Annotated in this window: 22 protein-coding genes and 3 pseudogenes; 14 read left to right on the plus strand and 11 right to left on the minus strand. The window is 69.9% G+C overall.

Annotated elements, in window-relative coordinates:
• Positions 1-18 precede the first annotated feature (18 nt).
• The 6 genes from SSNG_RS00155 to SSNG_RS00175 all read right to left on the minus strand — a co-directional run bounded on the left by SSNG_RS00155 (position 19) and on the right by SSNG_RS00175 (position 3483).
• Positions 19-222 carry a cold-shock protein gene (locus SSNG_RS00155; RefSeq protein ID WP_007261735.1) on the minus strand — a complete coding sequence of 68 codons (204 nt, stop codon included), beginning with the start codon at positions 220-222 and terminating at the stop codon, positions 19-21.
• 528 nt (positions 223-750) lie between these two features.
• Complete coding sequence (locus SSNG_RS00160; RefSeq protein ID WP_007261736.1) at positions 751-978, minus strand: hypothetical protein; 228 nt, start codon at positions 976-978, stop codon at positions 751-753.
• A 96-nt stretch (positions 979-1074) separates the two neighbouring features.
• A complete protein-coding gene (locus SSNG_RS00165; protein ID WP_007261737.1) occupies positions 1075-1467 on the minus strand; it encodes a hypothetical protein in 393 nt (130 codons plus the stop codon).
• Between the two features lie 331 nt (positions 1468-1798).
• The gene (locus SSNG_RS37610; RefSeq protein ID WP_050779489.1) at positions 1799-2038 is read right to left on the minus strand and encodes a hypothetical protein; all 240 of its coding nucleotides are present in this window, start codon (positions 2036-2038) and stop codon (positions 1799-1801) included.
• Complete coding sequence (locus SSNG_RS00170) at positions 2002-3108, minus strand: BTAD domain-containing putative transcriptional regulator (RefSeq protein ID WP_050779490.1); 1107 nt, start codon at positions 3106-3108, stop codon at positions 2002-2004. The genes SSNG_RS37610 and SSNG_RS00170 overlap by 37 nt, the downstream gene beginning before the upstream one ends.
• A 150-nt stretch (positions 3109-3258) precedes the next feature.
• Positions 3259-3483 carry an LPXTG cell wall anchor domain-containing protein gene (locus SSNG_RS00175; RefSeq protein ID WP_007261739.1) on the minus strand — a complete coding sequence of 75 codons (225 nt, stop codon included), beginning with the start codon at positions 3481-3483 and terminating at the stop codon, positions 3259-3261.
• 128 nt (positions 3484-3611) lie between these two features.
• On the opposite strand from SSNG_RS00175, the gene SSNG_RS44670 reads away from it, so the two are divergent.
• From SSNG_RS44670 to SSNG_RS00215, 9 genes are all read left to right on the plus strand, one after another.
• Positions 3612-3746, plus strand: coding sequence for a hypothetical protein (locus SSNG_RS44670; protein WP_277752126.1), 135 nt, complete (start codon positions 3612-3614; stop codon positions 3744-3746).
• A 1226-nt stretch (positions 3747-4972) separates the two neighbouring features.
• Positions 4973-5491: a DUF2199 domain-containing protein gene (locus SSNG_RS00180; protein WP_007261741.1), complete on the plus strand. Its 519-nt coding sequence runs from the start codon at positions 4973-4975 to the stop codon at positions 5489-5491.
• Complete coding sequence (locus tag SSNG_RS00185; RefSeq protein WP_007261743.1) at positions 5488-6153, plus strand: hypothetical protein; 666 nt, start codon at positions 5488-5490, stop codon at positions 6151-6153. Before SSNG_RS00180 ends, SSNG_RS00185 begins: the two co-directional genes overlap by 4 nt.
• Positions 6154-7137: 984 nt before the next feature.
• Positions 7138-7623, plus strand: coding sequence for a hypothetical protein (locus tag SSNG_RS43240; protein WP_007261744.1), 486 nt, complete (start codon positions 7138-7140; stop codon positions 7621-7623).
• Positions 7624-7945: 322 nt separating this feature from the next.
• Positions 7946-9040 (plus strand): hypothetical protein, encoded by a 1095-nt coding sequence (locus SSNG_RS00195; protein WP_241694946.1) that lies wholly within the window; start codon positions 7946-7948, stop codon positions 9038-9040.
• Between the two features lie 232 nt (positions 9041-9272).
• A complete protein-coding gene (locus tag SSNG_RS41575) occupies positions 9273-9611 on the plus strand; it encodes a hypothetical protein (RefSeq protein WP_007261746.1) in 339 nt (112 codons plus the stop codon).
• Positions 9612-10237: 626 nt separating this feature from the next.
• A complete protein-coding gene (locus tag SSNG_RS00205; protein WP_007261748.1) occupies positions 10238-11488 on the plus strand; it encodes a Vps62-related protein in 1251 nt (416 codons plus the stop codon).
• A 270-nt stretch (positions 11489-11758) separates the two neighbouring features.
• Positions 11759-12199, plus strand: coding sequence for a hypothetical protein (locus SSNG_RS00210; RefSeq protein WP_129593263.1), 441 nt, complete (start codon positions 11759-11761; stop codon positions 12197-12199).
• 143 nt (positions 12200-12342) lie between these two features.
• Positions 12343-12951 carry a hypothetical protein gene (locus SSNG_RS00215; RefSeq protein ID WP_007261750.1) on the plus strand — a complete coding sequence of 203 codons (609 nt, stop codon included), beginning with the start codon at positions 12343-12345 and terminating at the stop codon, positions 12949-12951.
• Between the two features lie 85 nt (positions 12952-13036).
• On the opposite strand, the gene SSNG_RS43245 is transcribed toward SSNG_RS00215, so the two are convergent.
• The 3 genes from SSNG_RS43245 to SSNG_RS43255 form a co-directional block, all read right to left on the minus strand.
• Positions 13037-13228 carry a peptidoglycan-binding domain-containing protein gene (locus tag SSNG_RS43245; protein ID WP_241694947.1) on the minus strand — a complete coding sequence of 64 codons (192 nt, stop codon included), beginning with the start codon at positions 13226-13228 and terminating at the stop codon, positions 13037-13039.
• Between the two features lie 362 nt (positions 13229-13590).
• Positions 13591-13905 carry a hypothetical protein gene (locus tag SSNG_RS43250; RefSeq protein WP_241694948.1) on the minus strand — a complete coding sequence of 105 codons (315 nt, stop codon included), beginning with the start codon at positions 13903-13905 and terminating at the stop codon, positions 13591-13593.
• Positions 13906-14517: 612 nt separating this feature from the next.
• Positions 14518-14949 (minus strand): hypothetical protein, encoded by a 432-nt coding sequence (locus tag SSNG_RS43255; protein ID WP_241694949.1) that lies wholly within the window; start codon positions 14947-14949, stop codon positions 14518-14520.
• Between the two features lie 608 nt (positions 14950-15557).
• On the opposite strand from SSNG_RS43255, the pseudogene SSNG_RS00230 reads away from it, so the two are divergent.
• The 5 genes and pseudogenes from SSNG_RS00230 to SSNG_RS00255 form a co-directional block, all read left to right on the plus strand.
• Positions 15558-15890, plus strand: a pseudogene (locus SSNG_RS00230) (type I-E CRISPR-associated protein Cas7/Cse4/CasC); the annotation flags it as partial.
• Positions 15891-15950: 60 nt separating this feature from the next.
• Entirely contained in the window at positions 15951-16700 is a 750-nt protein-coding gene (cas5e, locus tag SSNG_RS00235) for a type I-E CRISPR-associated protein Cas5/CasD (RefSeq protein WP_007261754.1), read from the plus strand.
• A pseudogene (locus SSNG_RS00240) lies at positions 16700-17233 on the plus strand (type I-E CRISPR-associated protein Cas6/Cse3/CasE); the annotation flags it as partial. The gene cas5e and the pseudogene SSNG_RS00240, both read left to right, overlap by 1 nt.
• Positions 17234-18209: 976 nt before the next feature.
• The gene (locus SSNG_RS00250) at positions 18210-18608 is read left to right on the plus strand and encodes a hypothetical protein (protein ID WP_007261756.1); all 399 of its coding nucleotides are present in this window, start codon (positions 18210-18212) and stop codon (positions 18606-18608) included.
• A 356-nt stretch (positions 18609-18964) separates the two neighbouring features.
• On the plus strand, positions 18965-19303 hold the full coding sequence (locus SSNG_RS00255; RefSeq protein WP_007261757.1) for a hypothetical protein: 339 nt from the start codon (positions 18965-18967) through the stop codon (positions 19301-19303).
• A 3-nt stretch (positions 19304-19306) separates the two neighbouring features.
• On the opposite strand, the gene SSNG_RS45150 is transcribed toward SSNG_RS00255, so the two are convergent.
• Positions 19307-19483, minus strand: a complete 177-nt coding sequence (locus SSNG_RS45150; protein WP_347232490.1) for an ATP-binding protein — start codon at positions 19481-19483, stop codon at positions 19307-19309.
• Positions 19484-19492: 9 nt separating this feature from the next.
• Positions 19493-19940 (minus strand): annotated as a pseudogene (gene lexA, locus SSNG_RS44675) (transcriptional repressor LexA); the annotation flags it as partial.
• Positions 19941-20021: the final 81 nt, after the last annotated feature.

The raw sequence follows: 20021 nt of genomic DNA on the forward strand, positions 1-20021 counted from the left end.
GCGGAACGCGTGTCAGCGTCAGGCGGGAACGATGTTCTCGGCCGTCGGGCCCTTCTGGCCCTGCGCGATGTCGAAGTTCACCTTCTGGCCCTCGTTCAGCTCGCGGAAGCCCTGGGCGGCGATGTTCGAGTAGTGGGCGAACACGTCAGGGCCGCCACCGTCCTGCTCGATGAAGCCGAAGCCCTTTTCCGCGTTGAACCACTTCACGGTACCAGCAGCCATGTCATATCTCCTTTGGGGCAATACATCGGCGTCTGCACTATGCGGACTCCGTGTCGCCGCGATGATGCCCCGCCCGGTAGATGACCGGGAAATACGAAGCGCTTTCAGCGGGAGGATTTCCCGACTGGAGGCGCCTGAAGTTCTTGGGTACCAAAACTGCAACCGAGATCGACAGTAGCACGCCGCAGCGGCTTGTGTGCGTCATTACTTTCCGCCGACTGCGTTGCGCCAGAAACTCTCCCCGCGAGATCCGGCAAATTCTCAGGCCGCGGTGACAGATATTGGCTCGCCCCGATCCCTGCGGCTTGCCCTGGCCCCCTTGGGCTTGCTCGCGTGGCGTTGCCGGGGCGGGTAGCCTGGCGTTGTCAACGCTCCCACGGAATGGAGCACGCTCTGCTGAACGGTTTGGACAGCGGCCCCCTCGCCACCATGCCCGCTGTCCCTGCTCAGGGGGTGCTTCGCCGATCCAGTGGAACGCGCCACGCGGATCGGCTTCGGCAGGGCTGTACAGCGGACGCCCGCCCAGACCTACAGGCCCCGCCCGGTGATCAGGAGAGCGCCCTCGGCCGCTCCCCGTCCGTCCAGGACGAAGGCGCCCTCGCGAGGCGCCCCCGCGAAGCGCGGGCCGTCGGCGCCGGCCAGGCGGCCAGGCGGCCAGGCGGCCAGCGTCGACACGCTGGTGCGCGGCCCCGGGGGCAGTTGGCCGACCGACAGCAGACGCTGCTCCAGGCCGTCACACCCCACCACCACGCTCACTTGGACGCCGCCCCCGTCGAGCTGGGCGGTGAGCTGGAGCTCCCAGCTACCCGTAACGGGGGCTCAGGGGCGCGGCCATCCCAGAAAGCTGCGCGGTCAGCGGCGCCGACCGCCGCCGATGCGGCGGTCGTCGGCCAGAGCGGTCAGCGGGCCGAACTCGCAGGCAAGCTGGCTCCACGTCAGAACCTCGCCACAGCGAGCCGGGAACTCCTTCGGGTTGAACTCGGGCATGGTCCAGGTGCCAGTGCCCCGGTCCCGCAGCCACAGGTCCCCATCACCGTCGACCACAGTCGGCGGGACCGGAACGGGCTCGGCCTGATCGAGGGGCTCCCAGGTGACCCGGCCCGGGTGGGAAACGCGGCGCAGCTCGGTGGTGGCCACCCGCGCGGCCAAGTCACGGGCGGACTCTTCGGCGTCCTTGACCGACGCGAGTCGGAACGCGTCGTCAAGCACGGGCAGGGCTGGATTCTTGCTGCGCTTTGAACTCATACGCTGGCTACCTCCGGTGGGGGGCGTCACATCCGTTATGGCACCCCGTAGAGCAACACGGTATCCGAGGCGGGGAGCCGGGGCCGGGTTCCGACCACTGTCCAGGTGGAGGCGCCGGCACACCGGGCGGTGGGGCCAGGCCGTTTCTCTCGGATCATCTGATCGTTGGTTGATGTGTGTCGTTGACTGACGCGCAGTGGGCGCGGATCAGCCCATCCGATCGGCCATCGGCCTGCTCGGCCGGGGCCGCGAACTGCTGCCGGCCGCGCCCCACACCGCGACGACCGCGGAAACCGCCGAGGCGGCCGTCGCAGGACGCTCACCCTGCCGCCTACCCCGTTGCCAGCATCAGGTCGCGGTCGGCCTGTGGTTCGCGCTGGGCGCACTCGGCCGCGTAGATCCCGATGAAGCCGTGGAAGCGGTAGTAGTGCGGGGAGACCCTTTCCATCAGGTGGGCGTGGACGAGGACGTCGAGGAGGCAGCGGGCCGTCGGCCCGGACGTGCCGGTCAGGGTGGCGGCCTGGTGCACGCTGATCAGGCTCGTGGAGAGCAGGGCCAGGGAGTGGAGCATCCGGGCCGCCTCGGTGGGGAGCGCCTGGTAGGAGGCCTCGAACGCGGCGCGCAGGCCCGCGTCCTCGTCCCCGTCGGCCGTTTCGGCGTAGCGCCCCTCGCCGCGGCGGGATAGGCGTCCCGTGCCTCGATGAACCGTTCGACGGCGCTGCGCAGGGCCAGGGGCAGCCTTTCGCAGATACGGGCCAGGCGCACGATCATCGTCCGGTCCACCCGAAGTCGGTTCTCGCCCAGGAAGGTGAGGAGTTCCACCGACTCGGCCTCGGACAGCGGTCCGAGGCGGAACTGGTGGGCTCCGTCGCGGATGGCGAGTCCGGTGAGCCGCTGTCGGCTGGTGACGATCACGGAGGAGGCGCCGCGGGGGATCAGAGGGCGGACCTGCTCGGCGGTGAACGCGTCGTCGAGGACCACGAGCATCCGCTGGCCGTGCAGCAGGCTTCGGTAGAGGTTGACGCGGCCGACCAGGTCGCGGGGCAGGCGAGCGTCGTCGATGCCGAGGCTGCACAGGAGCTGGGCCAGGGCGTCGGACGCCGTGAGCGGTTCGCCCTGCACTCCCGTGCCGCGGAGGTCGACGAAGAGCTGCCCGTCGGGGAAGCTGTCGGCGAGCCGGTGGGCCAGCCGCAGGGCGAGCGCCGTCTTGCCCATCCCCGCAGGACCGCCCACGACGGCCACTGCGGTGTCGGCACCAGCCCGGGCCTCGTCCCCTCCCAGTAACCTCTCCAGTTCGTCCAGTTCGTCCAGTTCGGCCTTGCGGCCGACGAACCCGCGTGCCACGGGCGGAAGCTGGGCGGGGCGGGGCAGGTGGGGCGGGGCCGCTTCGGGGAGGTCGGCGGCCGGGGCCTGGGTGGGCGGCTGCTCGCGGCAGGCGGTGACCGCGCGGCCGGCCAGGATGTCCTGGTGGAGGTTGCTCAGCTCGGTGCCGGGTTCGATGCCCAGCTCCCGGTTGAGCAGCCGGCGGGTCTCGGTGTACACGGCGAGGGCGTGGGCCTGCCGGTCGCAGCGGTACAGGGCCAGCATCAGCAGCCAGCGGAGCTTCTCGTGCAGGGGCTCCTCGGCGACCGCGGCGGACATCACTCCGCGACCTCGTCCGTACGGCCGGAGACAGTGATCAGGGCGCGGGGGCGGGCACAACCCATAGCCCCTCTGCAGCGGCCGGACCGCTACTCGCTCCGTCCCGGCGTGAATGCCGGGACGGAGCGTAGTGACGGTCCGGGGTAGGGCTCAGTGGGTGCTTGCGCGCCGACGCCGGCGGAGTACGACGGCTGCGCCCGCGAGGGCGAGTGCCGCGCTGGAACCGCCGGCAAGGAGCAGGGCGGAGGACGAGGCGTCGTCCTCCGTGCGCGGGAGGCTGTAGCCGGTGGAGTAGCCGGTGGTGTCGTACTCCGAGCCGGGCAGCTTGTCGGCGTAGCGGGCCTTGACCAGCTCCTGGTAGTCGGTGAGTGACACCGACGCCTGGCCGCCGAGTCCCTGCCGGGCCTGGTCGTTGAGGGGCTCGACAGTGGTGAGCTTGAGCTGGTACCAGCCGCGGATTTGCGGCTCGGGCCGACGCCGATCCGGCGCCGCTGGTGGACGCCATGGCCGGCGCCCTGTGGATGCGGATCCTGGTGCGCCGGGGCGCGGTCGCCGACACCTACACCCGCGACCTCGTCGCCATCCTGATGGACGGGGTCACCGCGGCGGCCCGGCAGGCCGGCGCACCTGCTCGGTGACGCCGCGCAGGTGCGCCAGGACCTCGGCGCAGCGCCGGATTCGTCGGGTGATCCGCGAGGCACCTCCGGCAGAAGTCAGTTCGACCCTGTTCCCGTCCCTGATCACCGACACCCGGCCGCGCGTGAACGGGTGTCGCACTTCGCGGTCCCCCGAAGCGGTACTCCCGGCCGCGGAGTACCTTCGAAAGCACGGGGTGCGGCCCTGGCCACCTGGGCCGCGACGGGGGCCGCACCTCGACAGCGTCATGTCGGGCGCGACTGCGGCCGGAGCCGGGCGCCGAGACCGCCTGCGAACGCCTCGCTCACCCACCGTAGTCCCGCCCAAGCTCCGACGCACGTTCCTGACCGACGTGGCGGGCACCGCCACAGCCCCCGTGCTCGCCTCCGACCCCCTCGCGCACGGCTTCACCGCACGGCCGGCCGGCTGGCCCTCCACGGACGAGTGGGGAGCGAAGCAGCGTGTCCTCGCCGGCCGGGTCGTCGGCCAGGGCGAGCCACGGGTCATCAGCTACCCCCACCGATATCGGAGGCTGACTGGCCCGGACTCTCCAGCAAGGTGCCTGGTATTCGGGGCGCTCTTCGACCACGAGGCGTCCGGCCGCGGGAACCACGCCCAGCTCAGCGCCGAGTGTGCCGCGCACTGCCGGGCCGAGCCGCCTGGGAGGGAGGAAGACGTCATGCTCCCCGGTGACGACCCGGCGGGGAACCGACCGCACGGGCAGGCTGGCAGCGCCGGGCGCCCCGCTGGAGCGCGCGTGCCGGGCGACCAGGGTCATCCAGTTCACCAATTCCTCGCGGGGTGGATGGCCGGGCGCGAACATTGCCCGCAGCCGGCCCGCAGTACGGCCGGGCCCGAGCGCCTCGGCGGCCTGCGCGAGCATCGGTTCCACCGGCGGCCGCAGCACCGTCCCGATCACCCTGCGACGAGCCGCCGAGTCCTACGGCCAGCCTCGGCCCCGCTGCGAGCGGCGGCCCGACGAACATGAGCAGACAGGTCTGCACAGGTGAGGTGGCCTGCCTCAACTCGACTCGAAAGTCGCACATTTACCCTAACGGGAATGACGTCCTACATATCCCTTAGGGAGCCCACCGTGATGTGACCGAGCGTGATAGTTGGCCCTTGGGCACGCCGGTTGGGCCGCCGAGCGTGATATCTGGCCCGCAGGCGGCGGCTGGGCGGGGGACCGCCTGCGGTGATCCGGAGGTCTTCACTAGGCTCCAGCACCATGACCAGCGATTTCGGCTTCACCTGCTCGTGCTGCGGAGCCCGCCACCCGGTGCTGCCCATGAACTACACGGCCGAAGCTCCGGCCGTATGGGATCCGGCCTTCGCCCACGCCGATGACTGTCAGCTGTCCGCGGACCAGTGCGTGGTTCGCGGACAGCACTACTTCGTCAAGGGCCTGATCGAGATACCGGTCATCGGCGGTGACGAGGTGTTCTCCTGGGGCGTCTGGGTCTCCCTCAGCCGCGACAGCTTCTCCAGAGCTGCGGACCTGTGGGACACCCCCGGACTGAGTCTGAGAAGCCGTACTTCGGCTGGCTCACCACCGACCTGCCGATCTACCCGGCCACTCAACCTGAAGACCTACATCCACACCCGCCCGGTCGGTGAGCGCCCCTTCGTCGAGCTTGAGCCCACCGACCACCCCCTCGCCGTCGAGCAGCGCACAGGAATCACCCTGGACCGCGTGCGGGAGATCGCGACGGCCGTGCTCCACGCAGACAACGACGCGCAGCGGTGACGGCCGACAGCCCGGTATCGCCCACCCCGGTCGGGCCAACCGGCCTGAGCTCCAGGGCCCGGCGGTTCGTCGAGGTGGCGGGCATCCGCGTCCCGGGCAAGGACATCCGGCGACACCGCGGCGCGTGGATCGGGCACGGGATCCCCGCTGCCGTGGTCGACCGGGCCAGCGCCTTCCAGGACCGCTGGGGCGGCCTCGCCCTGCCGCCGGCCCCGTTCTACGAGGGCGGCCCCCGTATCCTGGATGCCAATTGCCCCGAGTGGATGCCCGGCCAGGGCTGGTCGTTCGAAGCGGGTGACTGCCGGGTCTCCATGGCTTATGGATTCATGATCGGTCCCGACGGGTCGTTCGGCATCGACGCCTACCACTGGACACCCCTGCACACCGACGCGGATGGCTGGGTGGAATCCCTGGCGCTCGCCGACCACGCCCGCCGCTGGGCCAGAACTGTCACAAGGATCAAGGGCAAGGCGGTCGAGGCTCTGGACCTCGGCTGCTTTGAGCCGGTGCCCGAAGTACGGGGAGTGACCGACAACTGGTGGCGGGGCGTGGACTCCCTCATCGCCGTGTACCGGGGTGAGGCCGTTGGCCTTGAGGCCCCGCAATGCCTCGAAGCCCACATCTACGGCGGCCTCGACGAGTGGGGCCTCCACGGCGGCTGACCCATAGGGCTGGATCTGAGCATCTACGTGGCCCAGAGGGCCCCCTATCGCTCTCCAGCGCCTCGGACGTCTTGAAACACCACTCCGAGATCTGGCCCATCGGGTTCCCCGCAAGTGCATCGGCGTCCCTTCGCCGTCACCAAAGCCACCCTCCTTTCCGGTGAAGGGGAGCAGGGATCCGTCGGCTCCGTCCGGCGCCTGATCAGGGTTGGGACGGAGGCCCGCCGACGGACGGTCGGCGGGCCGGCAGTAGGGCGTTGCAGGTCAGCCGCGGAGACGGTGCATGACGTGCAGGACGCCGTGGGGGGAGAAGGCCGCGGGTTCTGTGTTGGCGATGGTTGCGGCGTGCGGCGCCCCTGGCTGCCGGGTGGCTTCGCGTGGTCCGGATCGCCCATGATCGAACCTCTGTGCATTCGATGGCGGTGGGATGGGACGGGTGTGGTGTGGGGGCTGGCGGACCGATCCGACGTTCGCGGTGTGCCGGGCTCTGGTAGCCGGGGCGGATCTGGCCTCGTTCGCGGGAGGCCCGTTCGACATCCGGGCTGTGGTGGCGGCCATCGAGCCCGGGAGCTCTGACGGGGCCGTCCTCGACGCCCTTCCCTGGGGAAACTTCCCTGACGGGGAGAGGGCCCGGGCGGCTGTGCGCCTGCTGCGCGCTGGAGACGGGTGCGCACGTAACGCGATGCGCGTGCTGCTTGGCATGTGCGCCGACGACAGCCGGGCCGCGGTCGCTCTTGCCGTACCGGCCCTGATCGAGATCGCGGCCGACCCCCACCACCCACACCGCGCCGCCCTCGGCGGTCTCGCCGCCCCGGCCCGCGCCCGCTACTTCGGTGTCGCTTCCCGCGACGAACTCCTTCTCCACCGCTCCGGCTCCCACCACGAGGCCCTCGACGACTACGACGACTACGGCGTCGAGGTCACCGGCTACCCGGCAGGCTGGTCGGTGGCCGCCGCCCGGGCCGCGATCACCGCGGGGGCTCCTTGCTCCTGCCTCTCCTCGAAGACTCCGACCCCGCCATGCGCATCGACGCCTCCTACGCTCTCGCCACTGCGGCCGACGCCGACCATAGGGTGCGAGACGCGTTCGCCACCCGGTTCGCCGAGGAGCAGGACCCCATGCCCCTGGCCGCATTGGTCCTCGCCACCGCAGAGACAACACGTGCCCACCCGCACCGGCCGGCCACCGCGTGGATCCGCGACCTGTGGCAGGAACCGGCACAGACCCCCGAAGTCCGCCTTGCCGCCGCGATCGGCTGGCTCTGCCTCACCGACGAACCCGCCCCCGGCACCCTGCACACCGCCGTCGACGTCCTGGCCACCGAAGAACGCGCCCGCACCATGGACGCCCTGCCCTGGATGGCCGCCGTTGGTGGCAACGAGCCGGGGCTCCTGCGCTGCGTCCGTCGCATGCTCCACCCGGATGAGCCCGACCCGGACAGCGACGACCCCTGGGCCTCCCAGCCCTGATCGACGAGTGGCCGACGCCTCGGTCGCCCGCACGTCTGCTCGCGTTCTGTGCATCGAAGTGGTCCGGCGGGGCCAACTACCGCACCCAGTCGACGTGTCCGACAGCCAGGCCGGTTCGTCGGGGAGGGCCCGGCGCGCCAGCCCCCGCCTATCGCGACCAGCTCGGCGGGTACTACGGCCTTTCGTTCCCTGAGTGAGAGAGAAGGTGTGACCGAACCGCCGCCCTGGATGTCAGTGCCGGCTGTTTACATGAGCCCATGGACACCGTGCACGCGACCGCCGCCCTCCTCCCGGACCCCGCTGAGCTCTGCGCGCGCTGGCCGTGCTGGACCAGGCGATCTGCCGCGACCCGCGGTTCTGCCGCTACTCCTTCTACACCACCTGGGGGCCTGGGACGGAGGCGGCCCTGATGGACAACGGCTCGGGTGACGACTTCTCCGTCCTCTTCACCCCGGCCGGTGTGCTCGTCCGCGGCTTCGACCACGAGTCTCAGATGAGCCCGTACGCCACGGACGACGAACAGGTCTGGCCCGGTGTCGTCGACGAGGTGCCCGCCGCGTTGCGCCCGCTCCTGGACGACCCGGCCTTCGTCGACGAGGGCCTCGGCGCCCCGCGGGTCACCGCCTGCCTGTGGTGGGAGACCGGCGGCAGTGCCTGGCGCACCGGCTCGGGCATCGAGTTCCCCTCGAGCAGCCCGGACCCGGACGGCTCCGGGCACCTCTTCCGCCTCCTCACCGACCGCTCCCCCGAGGCCGTCCAGGCGCACTTCGAGGAGGACTACGGGCGGCCCGTCCTCCTCGACACCGTCCGCCACGTCCTCGCGGGCCACCCCCTGACCCCCGAAGCCGCCCACGGCCTCAACCCGGCCGCCCTCTCCGAGGAGGCCCTGCTCCGCCGGATCGCCGCCGACCCCGAGGTCGAGGCTTACCTCGCCTGCGACGGCGAGTTCGACCTCACGCGGACCGACCCCATCGAGTCGATCGCCCTGCCGGCCGGTCTCCCGGTGGAGCCCGTGGCCGGCTGCAACGCGGGAGGCACCCACTACCTCTGCGGCCCGGCCGGCTCCGACCGCGTCCGCCCCGTCCTCTACACCGACTCCGAGGGCCAGGCGTCCCTCATCGCGGAGTCCCTCGCCGAGGCCCTGACCCTGGCCATCGTCCTCCCCTCCTGGCACGACGCCCTGGCCGGCTTCCGTCCGCCCGCCCTCAACGCCGACTACCTTGAGGACAACCCGGACCACCCCGAGGTCCGCGACCGCCTCCTCGCCGCCCTCCGCCTCCCCCCGGCCACCGAGCCCGAGGTCCTGGCCCGCCTCCTCACCACGGCCGCCCGCACCGTCCCGGACGGCTTCCTCCCTTCGGTCGAGGGCGAGAAGGACGCGGCCTTCGAACCGATGCTCCGTCTGCCGGCCGAGTAGGACAGCCTCGCCGCCGCGCGCCGCCTTCCGGACCCGGCGTACCGCTACGGCGAAGCCGTGACCGCACTGTCCGGCTGGATACGCCCGCCCCGCGCGGAGGGCTGTTCGCGGAGGACGTGGACCACCTCCGCGAGGTTCGAGGCGCATGCCGGATCTTCGGCAGGGGACTTTGGGGTGATCGACCTCAAGGTCGTGGAGGGATGGGTCGTCACCTGGCACCGAGCCCGGCACCGTGACCGGAGCCGACTGCCGCACGTACGACAACACCGTGGCCAATGCGGGAACGTCGACGTCCTGCTCGGGCGCCTTCACTCCGGACGACGGCGGCTCGTCGTTCGAGGTCCCCGTCGAGGGCGACATCGATGCACAACCGGTCCGCGCGTGGCTGGTGGACGGTACGTCCGGCACCGCGTACGTCTCACCGACGCTGTGGGCGGGGGTGGTCCCGGTGGGGCTGTCCCTGCTCCTGGCCGGCTTCCCGGCGGCAGTGACGGTAGAGCACGTGCGCCGCGTCCACGCACAACGCCCGGGAGAGCCGCTGCACGGATCAGACACAGAGTCGAGTGCGTGATCGACGACGATGAGCACAACGGGGACGGCGAGCACGTCACCCGGCCCGCTCCTCGGCGGCCGCCCCTGGCGCAGCGCTTCATCAGGATCTGGGCGTCCGTGACCACCGTGCCGTGGAGGGGGCCGGTGGGGGTGTCGCCCACCCTCCCGCCGGCTCTTCGGCGGCGGTGCCGCGCAGGCCGGCCTGCCGGGCCGGGGTCACCCTCAGGCCGCCCGTGCCCGACCGGTACCGGTCGGTCAACCGCGCTTCGCCATCACCGCCAGCGCCGCCGTACCGGGCGCTGCAGCCGGAGCAGGGACGCTTAAGGCTCCCCAGCCGACAGTTCGGACAGCCGGTCGGCGTCCTCGCCGGTGGACCAGCGCGACCACTCGTCCCCCAATCGCACAGACGTATGGATCGCCAACCAGAAGCAGCGCCGCGACCGGCATGTTCGACCCGGGAGCCCCTGCGGGGCGGCAAGAGGAACTGCCGCCGTATCCGGGCTTGCGCCGTGAACGTGCTCCCGAGAGCCAGGTGGTGCGCTCCGCCGGTGGAGTGAAGGCGGTTCCTGCGCGGGGAAGGCCCGTGGCCGAATTGGATCAAGGAATTCCGTCACGCACGGATGAATCCGCCACAAGGGAGCAGCCTTGACCAAATCGATGGTTTTCGGTGAGCTGGAGCTTGCCTTCACCGACCAGTACAGCTGGCGATGGGATGACGAGGACACGGGCGGCAAGTACTGGGTGAGCTTCTGGCACCCCAAGCCCCCACAGGGCTTCCACGCGCTCGGGACGGTCGCGCTGCCGGCGTGGGGGTCGGAGAACCTGAACCCCAAGACCCCCAACACCAAGGTCAAGGAGCACGTCGTCTCGCTGTGCGTGAAGGACGGGCCGGCCAAGGCGAGTGAGGGCAAGAAGCCGCCGCTGGCGCATCCGGAGGACTACACCGTCGTGTGGAAGGACGTGGGCAGCGGCGGCAAGCACTACGGCGCGTGCTGGCGTCCGGTCGCGCCCGGCGGCTACGTGGCGATGGGCTGTGTCATGTCGGAGAACAGCTACGACAAGCCCGCGCTGACGGAAGTGATGTGTGTGCGGGAGGACCTCACGCACCTGGCGGACCTGAAGTGGGTCTACGAGGACAAGGGCACCGGGGCGAAGGACTACTTCAGCGTGTGGGCGAACCAGGTGCCGCCCGCCTACCGGGACGGACGAGACGGCGGCCACCGGGCGCTGGTCGCGCCGAACACCTTCACCGCGGCATCGAGCTGGGACGAGCCCTCGAAGGGGGCGCCGGAGCGGCGGGTGCTGTGCATCGAGATGCCGGTGGAGGAGAAGTCGCATCCGGACGGGTTCCCGAAGCTGACGGGCACGACCCGGCCGGCCGACCGCACGCCGGAGACGACGGTCAACGCGGTGTGGGTGCCGTTCATGGCCGTGAAGGACGACGACAAGTCGGCGTCGTGGAAGCTCACGAACTCCCCGTTCTACCGGATCGAACGCCGCGCGTCGTGGTTCATGCACCGTTTCATCAACAACACGACCAGCACCGCGCAGTCGGTCTCGGAAACCGTGACGGTCGGCGTGGAAAGGGAAAGGAGCGACACCTTCAGCGCTGAAGTGGGCATCTCCGTCAGCTCACAGGTAGGCGTAAGCTCCGGAATCGCGAGCGCCTCGGTCACCACCACCTACAGCCTGGCACTGGGCTACTCGAGCAGCACCGCCACCAAGAACCTCGAGCACAAGGCCGTCACCCACACCCTGACGGCGCCCCCGAACAAGGCGGCAGCCATGTGGGTCGGCGATCACACCATCCAGGTCACCCGCCAGGACGGCACCCACGTCGGCACCCCCCTCACCTTCCACGGAGACAGCGCGCACTTCGACGAGTTCCCCGACTGACCAACCATCCCCGCGCCGGTCAAGGCCCCCGCAGCAACGCGAGGGCCTTGCCCCCGCCCCGGCCGGCATCAAGCCCCCACACGAGTACATGAACGGATGCCACCCCTGCTGTGGGGTGACACCGGGGCAGCCGCGGTCAGCCGGCGCTCCCCCGCTTCGCCCCCTGCCGCGGTCGGCGCCGGCTCGGCACGGGAACGGACACAGCCACGCACTGACCACTCGTGACCGGACCGGGGCGGCCGTCTGCTCACGGCTGTTGTGACTGAGGACGTGCTGCTGGCCGAGGAGCGCCTGGTCTGGGGCGCCATCGTGCAGGCGAACACCGATCTGTTCACGCGCGGCTGGCATGACCTTCCGGCTGCCGTGATCTACAGCCCGGACACGTCGGTGTTCGACGGCAGCCCGGACCTGCTCCTCGACATCGCGCGGAAGCTGTACCGGTTGAAGGGAACCCGGCAGCAGGATCCGGAACTCGCCGCGTTCTCGCGCATGCTCGCCAGCGAGATGGATCGGGAAATGCGGCTGGAAGTCCCCCGGCGTCTCAGCGGAAGCACCGCCGTTTACTGCACCGACATCGTCGTGGCCCGCAGGCACCTCCACGGCCGGGCACTGAGCGAGTCGGTCTTCCCTCTGCTCATCGCTCCCGAGCACACCGCGACGACGATGATGCTGCCGAGCCGTTTCTGGCCGGCGTCGAGCGCTGACCGTTGAAGCTGTCCCTCGGGCCACCTACCGTGCTCAGTCACACCGGGTGTGACTGAGCACGGTAGGTGGCGAGGGCGCCCTGCTTGGCGGGCCGAGTGTGGGTGTCGGGGCTGGCATGATCGCCGGGTGACAGATCTTTGCTCCCTCGCATGCCGGGGATCGATGCGGCTGTGCTGCCGGGGTGGGTGCTGATGGCCCGGTGGTTCCGCCGGCGGTCAAAGCCCGACGAGGAACTGGCCGAGCTGGTGGTCGAGGCGGAGCTGGGCGACGACGTGGCGATGGGGAACCTGGCGACGGCCCTGTATGCGAAGGGTGACCGCGTCGGCGCCCTGCGCTGGTGGGGCCGGGCGTGGGCGGCCGGGAACGTGGTTGCCGGCTTCAACCTGGGCATGCTGTACGCGGTGGCTGGTGACGCGAACCACGCGCAGGTGATCTGGGAGAAGGCCGCAGCGCTCGGTGATCCGGACGCCATGCTGGGCCTCGTCAGGCAGGCGCTCGATCGTGGGGATACGGCTGGTGTCGATCGCTGGGCACCGGTGATCCTCGCGCAGGACGAGGCGTTCCCTATCACTGCGTTGGGCGTGGCTTTCCGGGACCACGGCGATCTGGCGCGGGCTGTGCAGGCGTTCCTGCGTTCCGAGGATCTGGGCGACGGGTACGCGATGGAGTACCGGGCCCGGATCCTGGCTGCCCAGGGTCTGGACGAGGAGGCTGACGCGCTGCGAGCAGGGGCGGCGACGGCGGAGCGGATGCTCTGAGGTGGGGGCCGACCTCGGCCGTGCACACGCCCGGCGCCACACAGCCCGTCGGCAGGGAGGGCTCAGCCGGAGGAGGAGATCGCCCTCAGCGGTCCAACGGCTCCCCACGCAGCCGGTCCCACGTCTTCGCACTCACGATGCCGTCGGCCTTCAGCCCATGGCCCCTCTGGAGACGCTTCACCGCCGACTCGGTTCCCGCTCCGAAGTAGCCGTCCACACCCTTGGGCCCCACCGCGTAGCCATGATGCTGGATCAGCAGCGCCTGAATCTCCTTCACCTTCGCCCCTGCATCACCGCGATCGGTGTACGCCGACCCCGAGTAGTAGCCGCAGTACGTCCCCTCCAGCGACGACTTGCACACCCCACAACCCCAGCAAGCACGGCGGCCGCAGCCACCGTCATCCCCACGCGATTCAGCACGTCGGCACTCCTTCCATTCCGGCGGGCCCGGCCCGCCACTTGGGATATTTCACAACGAAGCCATCCCCGCCCCGGCCGCAGAGGCGGTAGACCGAGGGGGCGCACAGGAGCACACGCCGCATCACCCCGGGGTCTGAAACGCGCCGGGCAGAGCGGCCGACGTCGTGAGCGCGCGACCCACGCGACCCTGAGCCCGAGAGTGCACCCTCTGCCGGACGGTCAGACCCGTAGGACGGTGAACAGCACGGGCGTGTGGATGCCGAGGTGAGCGGCGGAGTCGGCCACGGTCGCGGCGAGCCAGCCGACAGCGTCACAGGACCATTCCGCCAACTCACCGGAGAGTGTCATTCCATGCAGGGGCGGACCGTTCCAGAAGCTGTCTTCGAACGGCGGCGCCGGAAATTCTCCCAGGGGAAGGGTCTCGTCGAGCTCGCCGGCGAACATCTTCTGCTCCGCAGCGACGACGTGGCGGGCGAGCTGCGGCGCCACCACGGGGATCGACGGGTCGACGCCGCCGTCGATGCGGACCTTCACCGGCACCCGTGCCCGGGGGCTGCACTCCCCCGAACCAGTCCGAGGTCCGCATCGACGGCACCCGTGCGTACGGCGGGCGTGCCGAGGCTTCGATGCCCTGAACCGGCAGAAGGATCTGGACCGCGGTGAGGCGCACGGCGCCGACCCGTTCTGTCGTGTCCTGCGCGCAGTGGAGGAACGGCTGGACGGGGAGTGGCCGGTCGTCGGCCAAGGCGCTCGCCTCGACCTGGAACCACGAGATCAGGTTCGGCTGCGGAGGGGCCAGGGGGTGGCTCCAACCCGCGTCGTTCATGGCCCACAGCCCCGGCGCGGCGTGCGTGCGCCTATCGGCGGCACTGCCTTCCTCAGTACCCGCCCTGTCGTCGAGCCAGCCCATCGCGAGCGATCGCTGATGGAACAACTGATACGCATCGTGTTCCGACGCGGGATCCCGCCACGCGTGCGGGACGAGCTCTCCGTAGAGTGCGGCGAACATGGTTCCCGCAGTGCGACGAGCAGAGGGCGCCACACCCGGCTGCGTGACGGCATCCTGCTCCGACATCTGATCCGACATGTCGCTCTCCCTCTGGATGGACTCGACGACCTGCCACTGGAGGGGGCCGGCAGAGCCTCTCAGTACACTCGGCAGTTCACTTCAGCCTGGTTCATAGGCTTCTCTCCTGTGTCGATCTCGTCGATCACATCAACGTCCACGTGGTTGCGCCACGAGGTGCGCTGGGTGTCACGGCAGTCACGCCGGGCCACTGTGCGTTGAACGCTCCCGCCACCCGGCTTGAGCGTCTTGGTGTCCGAGCATGCCTGCTGGCGCCAGGTGTTGTCCGTGTACCACTCGTACAGGCAGTTGAACACCTTGGCGCGGTCGCTGTTGCAGTTGCCCTTCTCCCACCACCCGTGACCGGAGGCTGCCACTCCAGTGCTCGACCGGCACCGCAGTGTCTGCCGGCACGTCACCGCCTCGGTCGGATGCAGCTGTCGTACCAGCCGATGCGCCGCCGACCAGCAGAGAAGCAAGTGCGGCGATGAGGGTGAGTCGAAGCCTGCCATTGCTCATGAGGGTCCTTTCAGATGCCGGAGGTCGCACCGGCTGGGTCATGACCGGCCGCGCCCCAAGAGAGTTTCGATCTATTGGCGCGGCTCGCCCAGGGAAGGGAGGAGATTTGCCCCTATGGGATGAACCAGGGTGCGCTCGAAGGCCGACACGGCTCCGGTGCAACGCGGAGCGGCGCCGCGGACTGCACAGGGTCGTGGGTGTGCGGCACCCTGGTGCCGCAGCTTGTGGGTGTGGAATCCGCCCAGGCGCCACCTCCCGCCTCTGCGGCCGCTCCTGGAGCGGAAGAGAAATCGTTCCGGGGTCTCTGGAACGACCGGTCATAGGGTGACGCGCGGGCGCTTGAGGCTGCTGAACGTCACCCCGGTGATGAGGACCGCCACGCCCGCCAGGAAGGCGGGCGTACTGGCCGCAGGGTGCAGGACGATGGCCGACGGCTGCGCTCCACGACCGCCACTCTTCCATCCCCCGATGGCGAGAACCAGGGGGACAGCGGTCAGGATCGGTGGTGTGATCCGGGCGCCGGCGAGGGGGACGAGGAGCAGCGCAAGACGTCGACCTCCTCGCGAAGAACCTCGACGCCGGTCTCACGGACGCAGAACGCACGGGCGAGCCGGTCCGCAGGGCTGTCGAGGCGTTCATCGAGGGGTTCGCCCTGTCGATGCCCACCGGCAAGGCCAACACCTTCGGCAACCACACCCTCCCGGACGTAGTGATCGTCAAGCTCCGCTCGTCCCGGCCCGTCAGCTTCGTGGGCGCCTTCGAGAAGCCCGTCATCCAGCATGAGACCGGTGAAGGACACGTCCGGGCAGCCTGGAAGGCCCTGGCGGAGCACATCCCCGCCATCGAGAAGACCTTCGGCGCCACTGCCGACGCCACGTGGATCCTGCGCGTCGGGGAGCCACCGACGACCTGGCCCCCTGGGCACCTCCGTTGACCTGCGGCAGCTGATCACCGAAGTGGGCCAGGCCATCGCCGACCGCCTACGGAAGCAGGCATGAACAGCGTCCTGATCCTGCGCCTCGCCGGCCCCCTGCAATCGTGGGGGGCCTCGGCCCGATTCGCCCGGCGCACCACCGAGACCGCCCCGACAAAGAGCGGGGTGATCGGACTCCTCGCTGCGGCCCTCGGACGCGACCGCACCGCCGACCTCACCGACCTCGCCGCCCTGCACTTCGCCGTCCGCACCGGCCAGCCGGGCACCCGCCTACGTGACTTCCAGACCGCGCACCACGCAGACCCCGGCAAGGCGATGCCAGTCTCAGAGCGCTTCTACCTCGCTGACGCAGTCTTCGTCGCCGCACTCGCCGGCAACGACACCCTCATCCGCACTCTGCACACCGCCCTACAAGCTCCCGTCTATCTCCCCTACCTCGGCCGGCGCTCATGCCCGCCCCAAGGCCCACTCGACCTCGGCGTGATGGACACCAACGATCCGGTCCAGGCCCTCACAACGCAGGAGTGGCAGGCTTCCGACTGGTACCGCCAACAACGCCGCCGCGACCGTACCGTCACCCTGACCATCCTTGCCGAAGACACGGCTCACTCCCCTGCCCGCGACATGCTCAGGGACCAGCCGATCAGCTTCGACCCACGCCACCGCCGCTACGCCCTGCGCAGCATGACCTCCACCCAGACCGACGTCCCCAACCCCCGCCCCAACCCAGCGGCCCGCAACCGACACACTCCCCTGCCCGTCCCTCGGCACGAACCCGAGGCCCTACTGTCCCCCATGGACGGTCCCTGATGCACCTGACCCGCTTCCGGATCAACACCGCCCGCCAGGGTTCCCGCCACCTCCTGGCCTCACCCCAACGCCTCCACGCCGCAGTCATGTCCTCCTTCTAGACCCTTCCCAGCGACACGGGCCGGCCGCGGACCCTGTGGCGACTCGACCGCAACGCCAAGGCAGAAGTGCTGCTCTACATCGTCAGCCAGGAACGCCCGGACCTCACCCACCTCGTAGAGCAGGCCGGCTGGCCCAGCACCGCCGCCTGGCAGACCTACGACTACGGAGCCTTCCTCAGCGGACTCCGCGCCGGCGACACATGGGCTTTCCGCTCGACCGCCAATCCTGTGCATCAGATCCGACGCAAGGACGGCGAACCCACCAAGCGCACTGCGCACGTAACCCCCCGGCACCAAATGGGATGGCTGCTCGGGCGACAGGAAACAGTCGGCTTCCGCATCCTGACCACGCCCCCCGAGCGACGGCGGCTGCCGCAGGGCGACGAGTACCAGCTGGCAGTACGCGACGAACACAGGCTCAACTTCGAGAAGGCCCCCCCGTGAACTCACCCGTGTCGCGGAACGCATCTCCTTCATCTACCTGGAGCGGTTCAACCCTGTGACAGCCACGCAGTCCACGTGCTATCGGCAAACGGCACCCATGTGGTCACCCCATGACAGCCATCACCGAACGAGAAACCACGCTCTACCAGGCCAGAAAGCTGTCACTCACCGATGCCGCACAACCCCCGCCACCACACCCCCAACTCACAGCCACGCACCCACCCGGCAGCACCGACCACGACTTCGGGGCGACCGGAAGAATCCGGGATCCGCCGGGGCCTGCTGTCCAGGAGCCCCGGCGGCGGGCATGGTGGTGGAGCGCGAACGGGCCGCCGCCAGGGAGACGCGGACCCGAGAGGCGGGCACGGCCAGCGCCGAGGGCGGTGTCGTCAGGGAGCGCAGGGTCGCGTCCACGAGGCACCCAACCGTGGTGGAGCCCGAGGCCTCCTTCCAGTTGATATCGGTCCCGAGGCGGGCCAGGTGCTGCGACCTCTCACTTTCACGTCAGTCCGCGCCCCTGGGCATCTCTCACTTAAATGGCTCTGACCTGCAAGGAAAGGCCGATCAGTGGTTCATCCCGCCAGGCGGGTGTGACGGCCGACCTTTCTTCACCGGTGCCCGTCAGGCGGGAAGCGGCCCCGTGCCGGACGGGAATGTCATCGCTCTCCGTCCGGTCCTCCCCCCGGCGCACCGGTGAGTCGCCACTCCACTCACCACGGACTGGGGCGAACTCACCGGTGCCTCACCAACCAAGCCCCCGCGAACGCGATCGAGCACAACCCAGCACGCCGTCGAGGTCTCCGGCAACCTCGTCGCTTCGTGCGGGGTGGTTCCCGTCCGTGATTCGAAGCGCCGGAGAGGCCCGGTGCCGGAGGGGGTGGGGCGCTTGGCTAGGGTGAACACGCGTACGGGAGTTGACTGACCGACAGCTTCCCGGCATGTCATCGAAGGAGCGTCACCAGCTGTGAAGAAGATCAAGGCCGCCATCCTCGCGTTCGCCGCCGTGGCCGGACTCGCCGTCGCCGCCGCGCCGGCCCAGGCCGCCCCGTGCAGTACCGGGGGCGCCCAGTACATCTGCGAGTACGGCGTCACCAACCACACGCTTCCGGGGGACCAGCGGGAACAGTTCCTGGTCGGCACCGATTACGCAGTGTGGACCCGCTGGACCACCAATGGGCAGTGGTCCGGCTGGTACTCCCTCGGGGGAACCGTCTGGAGCAAGATCAGCATCAGGGAGCGGACCGACATCGCCCCCCACGCCATCTTGATCTACGCCAAGGGCTCCAACACCCAGACCTGGGGTCTGCTCCGCACCGCTCCCGGCGCAGACTGGAGTGCATGGGACTGCCTCAGCTGCGGCTGAGTCCTTCCCCGTCGCGGATCTCGACTGCGTTCGACCATTGAGAAGGGCCCCGGGCGGGATGCGTTCCGCCCGGGGCCATCCGTCGTGGCTTCCGGGCACAGCAGCGCCGCGCCGGATGTGTTGTGTGGTGTCCTGGGACTGGCCGCTGACGCTGCTCCACCAGCATCTCCCCAGCCTCGGCCACCGGGCGCCGTACGGCTTCGACGCCGGACACATCAGTCCAGGTCTGAAGCCACTCGCGGGCCTTGGCCAGGTCTGTCAATGCTCCGTGAAAACTGACCCCCACAGAGTCCGGGAAAGTTGACCCCGTTCCTGTAGCACGGCCTTGTGGGAGCCGCTCGGGGTAGTGTTCGGCCGTGAGCCTTGAACAGCTGCGCGGCCACTTCTACTGGCTGACGTCGATCGTGATTCGGACCGATCTGGAACCGAGCGAGGCTGTCATCGTGCTGAGCTCGGAGAGTGCGAGTGCGAGGCTTCGCCTTGTGGGCATCGTGCATGCGAGGGCCGACCTGCCCGGCCCTGATGTGGACTTCGTGGACGAGGTCGTCGTGCGGGAACTGCCCCATCTCGGCCCGTGGCCAGTCGAGGCCCGCCATCTTCTGCAGCACCACAACAACCGCTGCACGCTGCAGTGGTTGACCATCATCGGTCCCAGCGAAGTGGAGATCCTTGCTGAGGAGTTCATCGACGACTAGCGTTCAGTCCGGGCCAGCGCGGTCCTTCGCCAGGAGTTCGCGTCGCTGGCGGGTGCGATAGGAGTCGCCGGTCAGGGTGAGGACCTCGGCGTGGTGGACCAGTCGGTCGATCATTGCGGCGACGACGTCGTCGGAGAGGGTCTCTCCCCACCGCCCGAAGGGCAGGTTCGAGGTCACCATGCCCGAGCCCTCGCGGCGCAGGCGCTTGACGGTGGCTTCGCCGTCCAGCATGGCGGCGACGATGTCGCCGTGGTCCGCGCTATCGGCCTTCCTCACGGTGACGATGTCGCCGTCGCAGATGGAGGCCTCGATCACGCTGTCGCCGACCACCGTCAACGCGAACAGCTGGCCTGCCTTCGCCGGCCAGGTGCCGCGGCGTCGGCAGGACGTCTTCGACGAGCTCCTCGGCGAGGATCGGCGTCCGGGCCGCGATGCGGCCGACGAGCGGGACCTGGACGGCCTCCGGCGTCATGCCGGCCGGGGCGTCTGGGATGTCGGCGTGCTGGTCACTGCGGACGCGTTATGCGCGGGGACGGTGCGGGTCCCGGTAGAGTAAGCCTTCGCGCTCCAGGGCCATCAACTGGTGTGCGACGGAGGAGGTGCTGCGCAGGCGGACGCCTTCGCCGATCTCCCGCATCGAGGGCGGGTAGCCCTTGCGGGCGACGGTCTGCTCGATGAAGGCGACTCTACCGACCCTGGAGCTGTCCGGGCTGGCCCT

The sequence above is a fragment of the Streptomyces sp. C genome, from assembly GCF_000158895.1.
GTDB lineage: Bacteria > Actinomycetota > Actinomycetes > Streptomycetales > Streptomycetaceae > Streptomyces > Streptomyces racemochromogenes.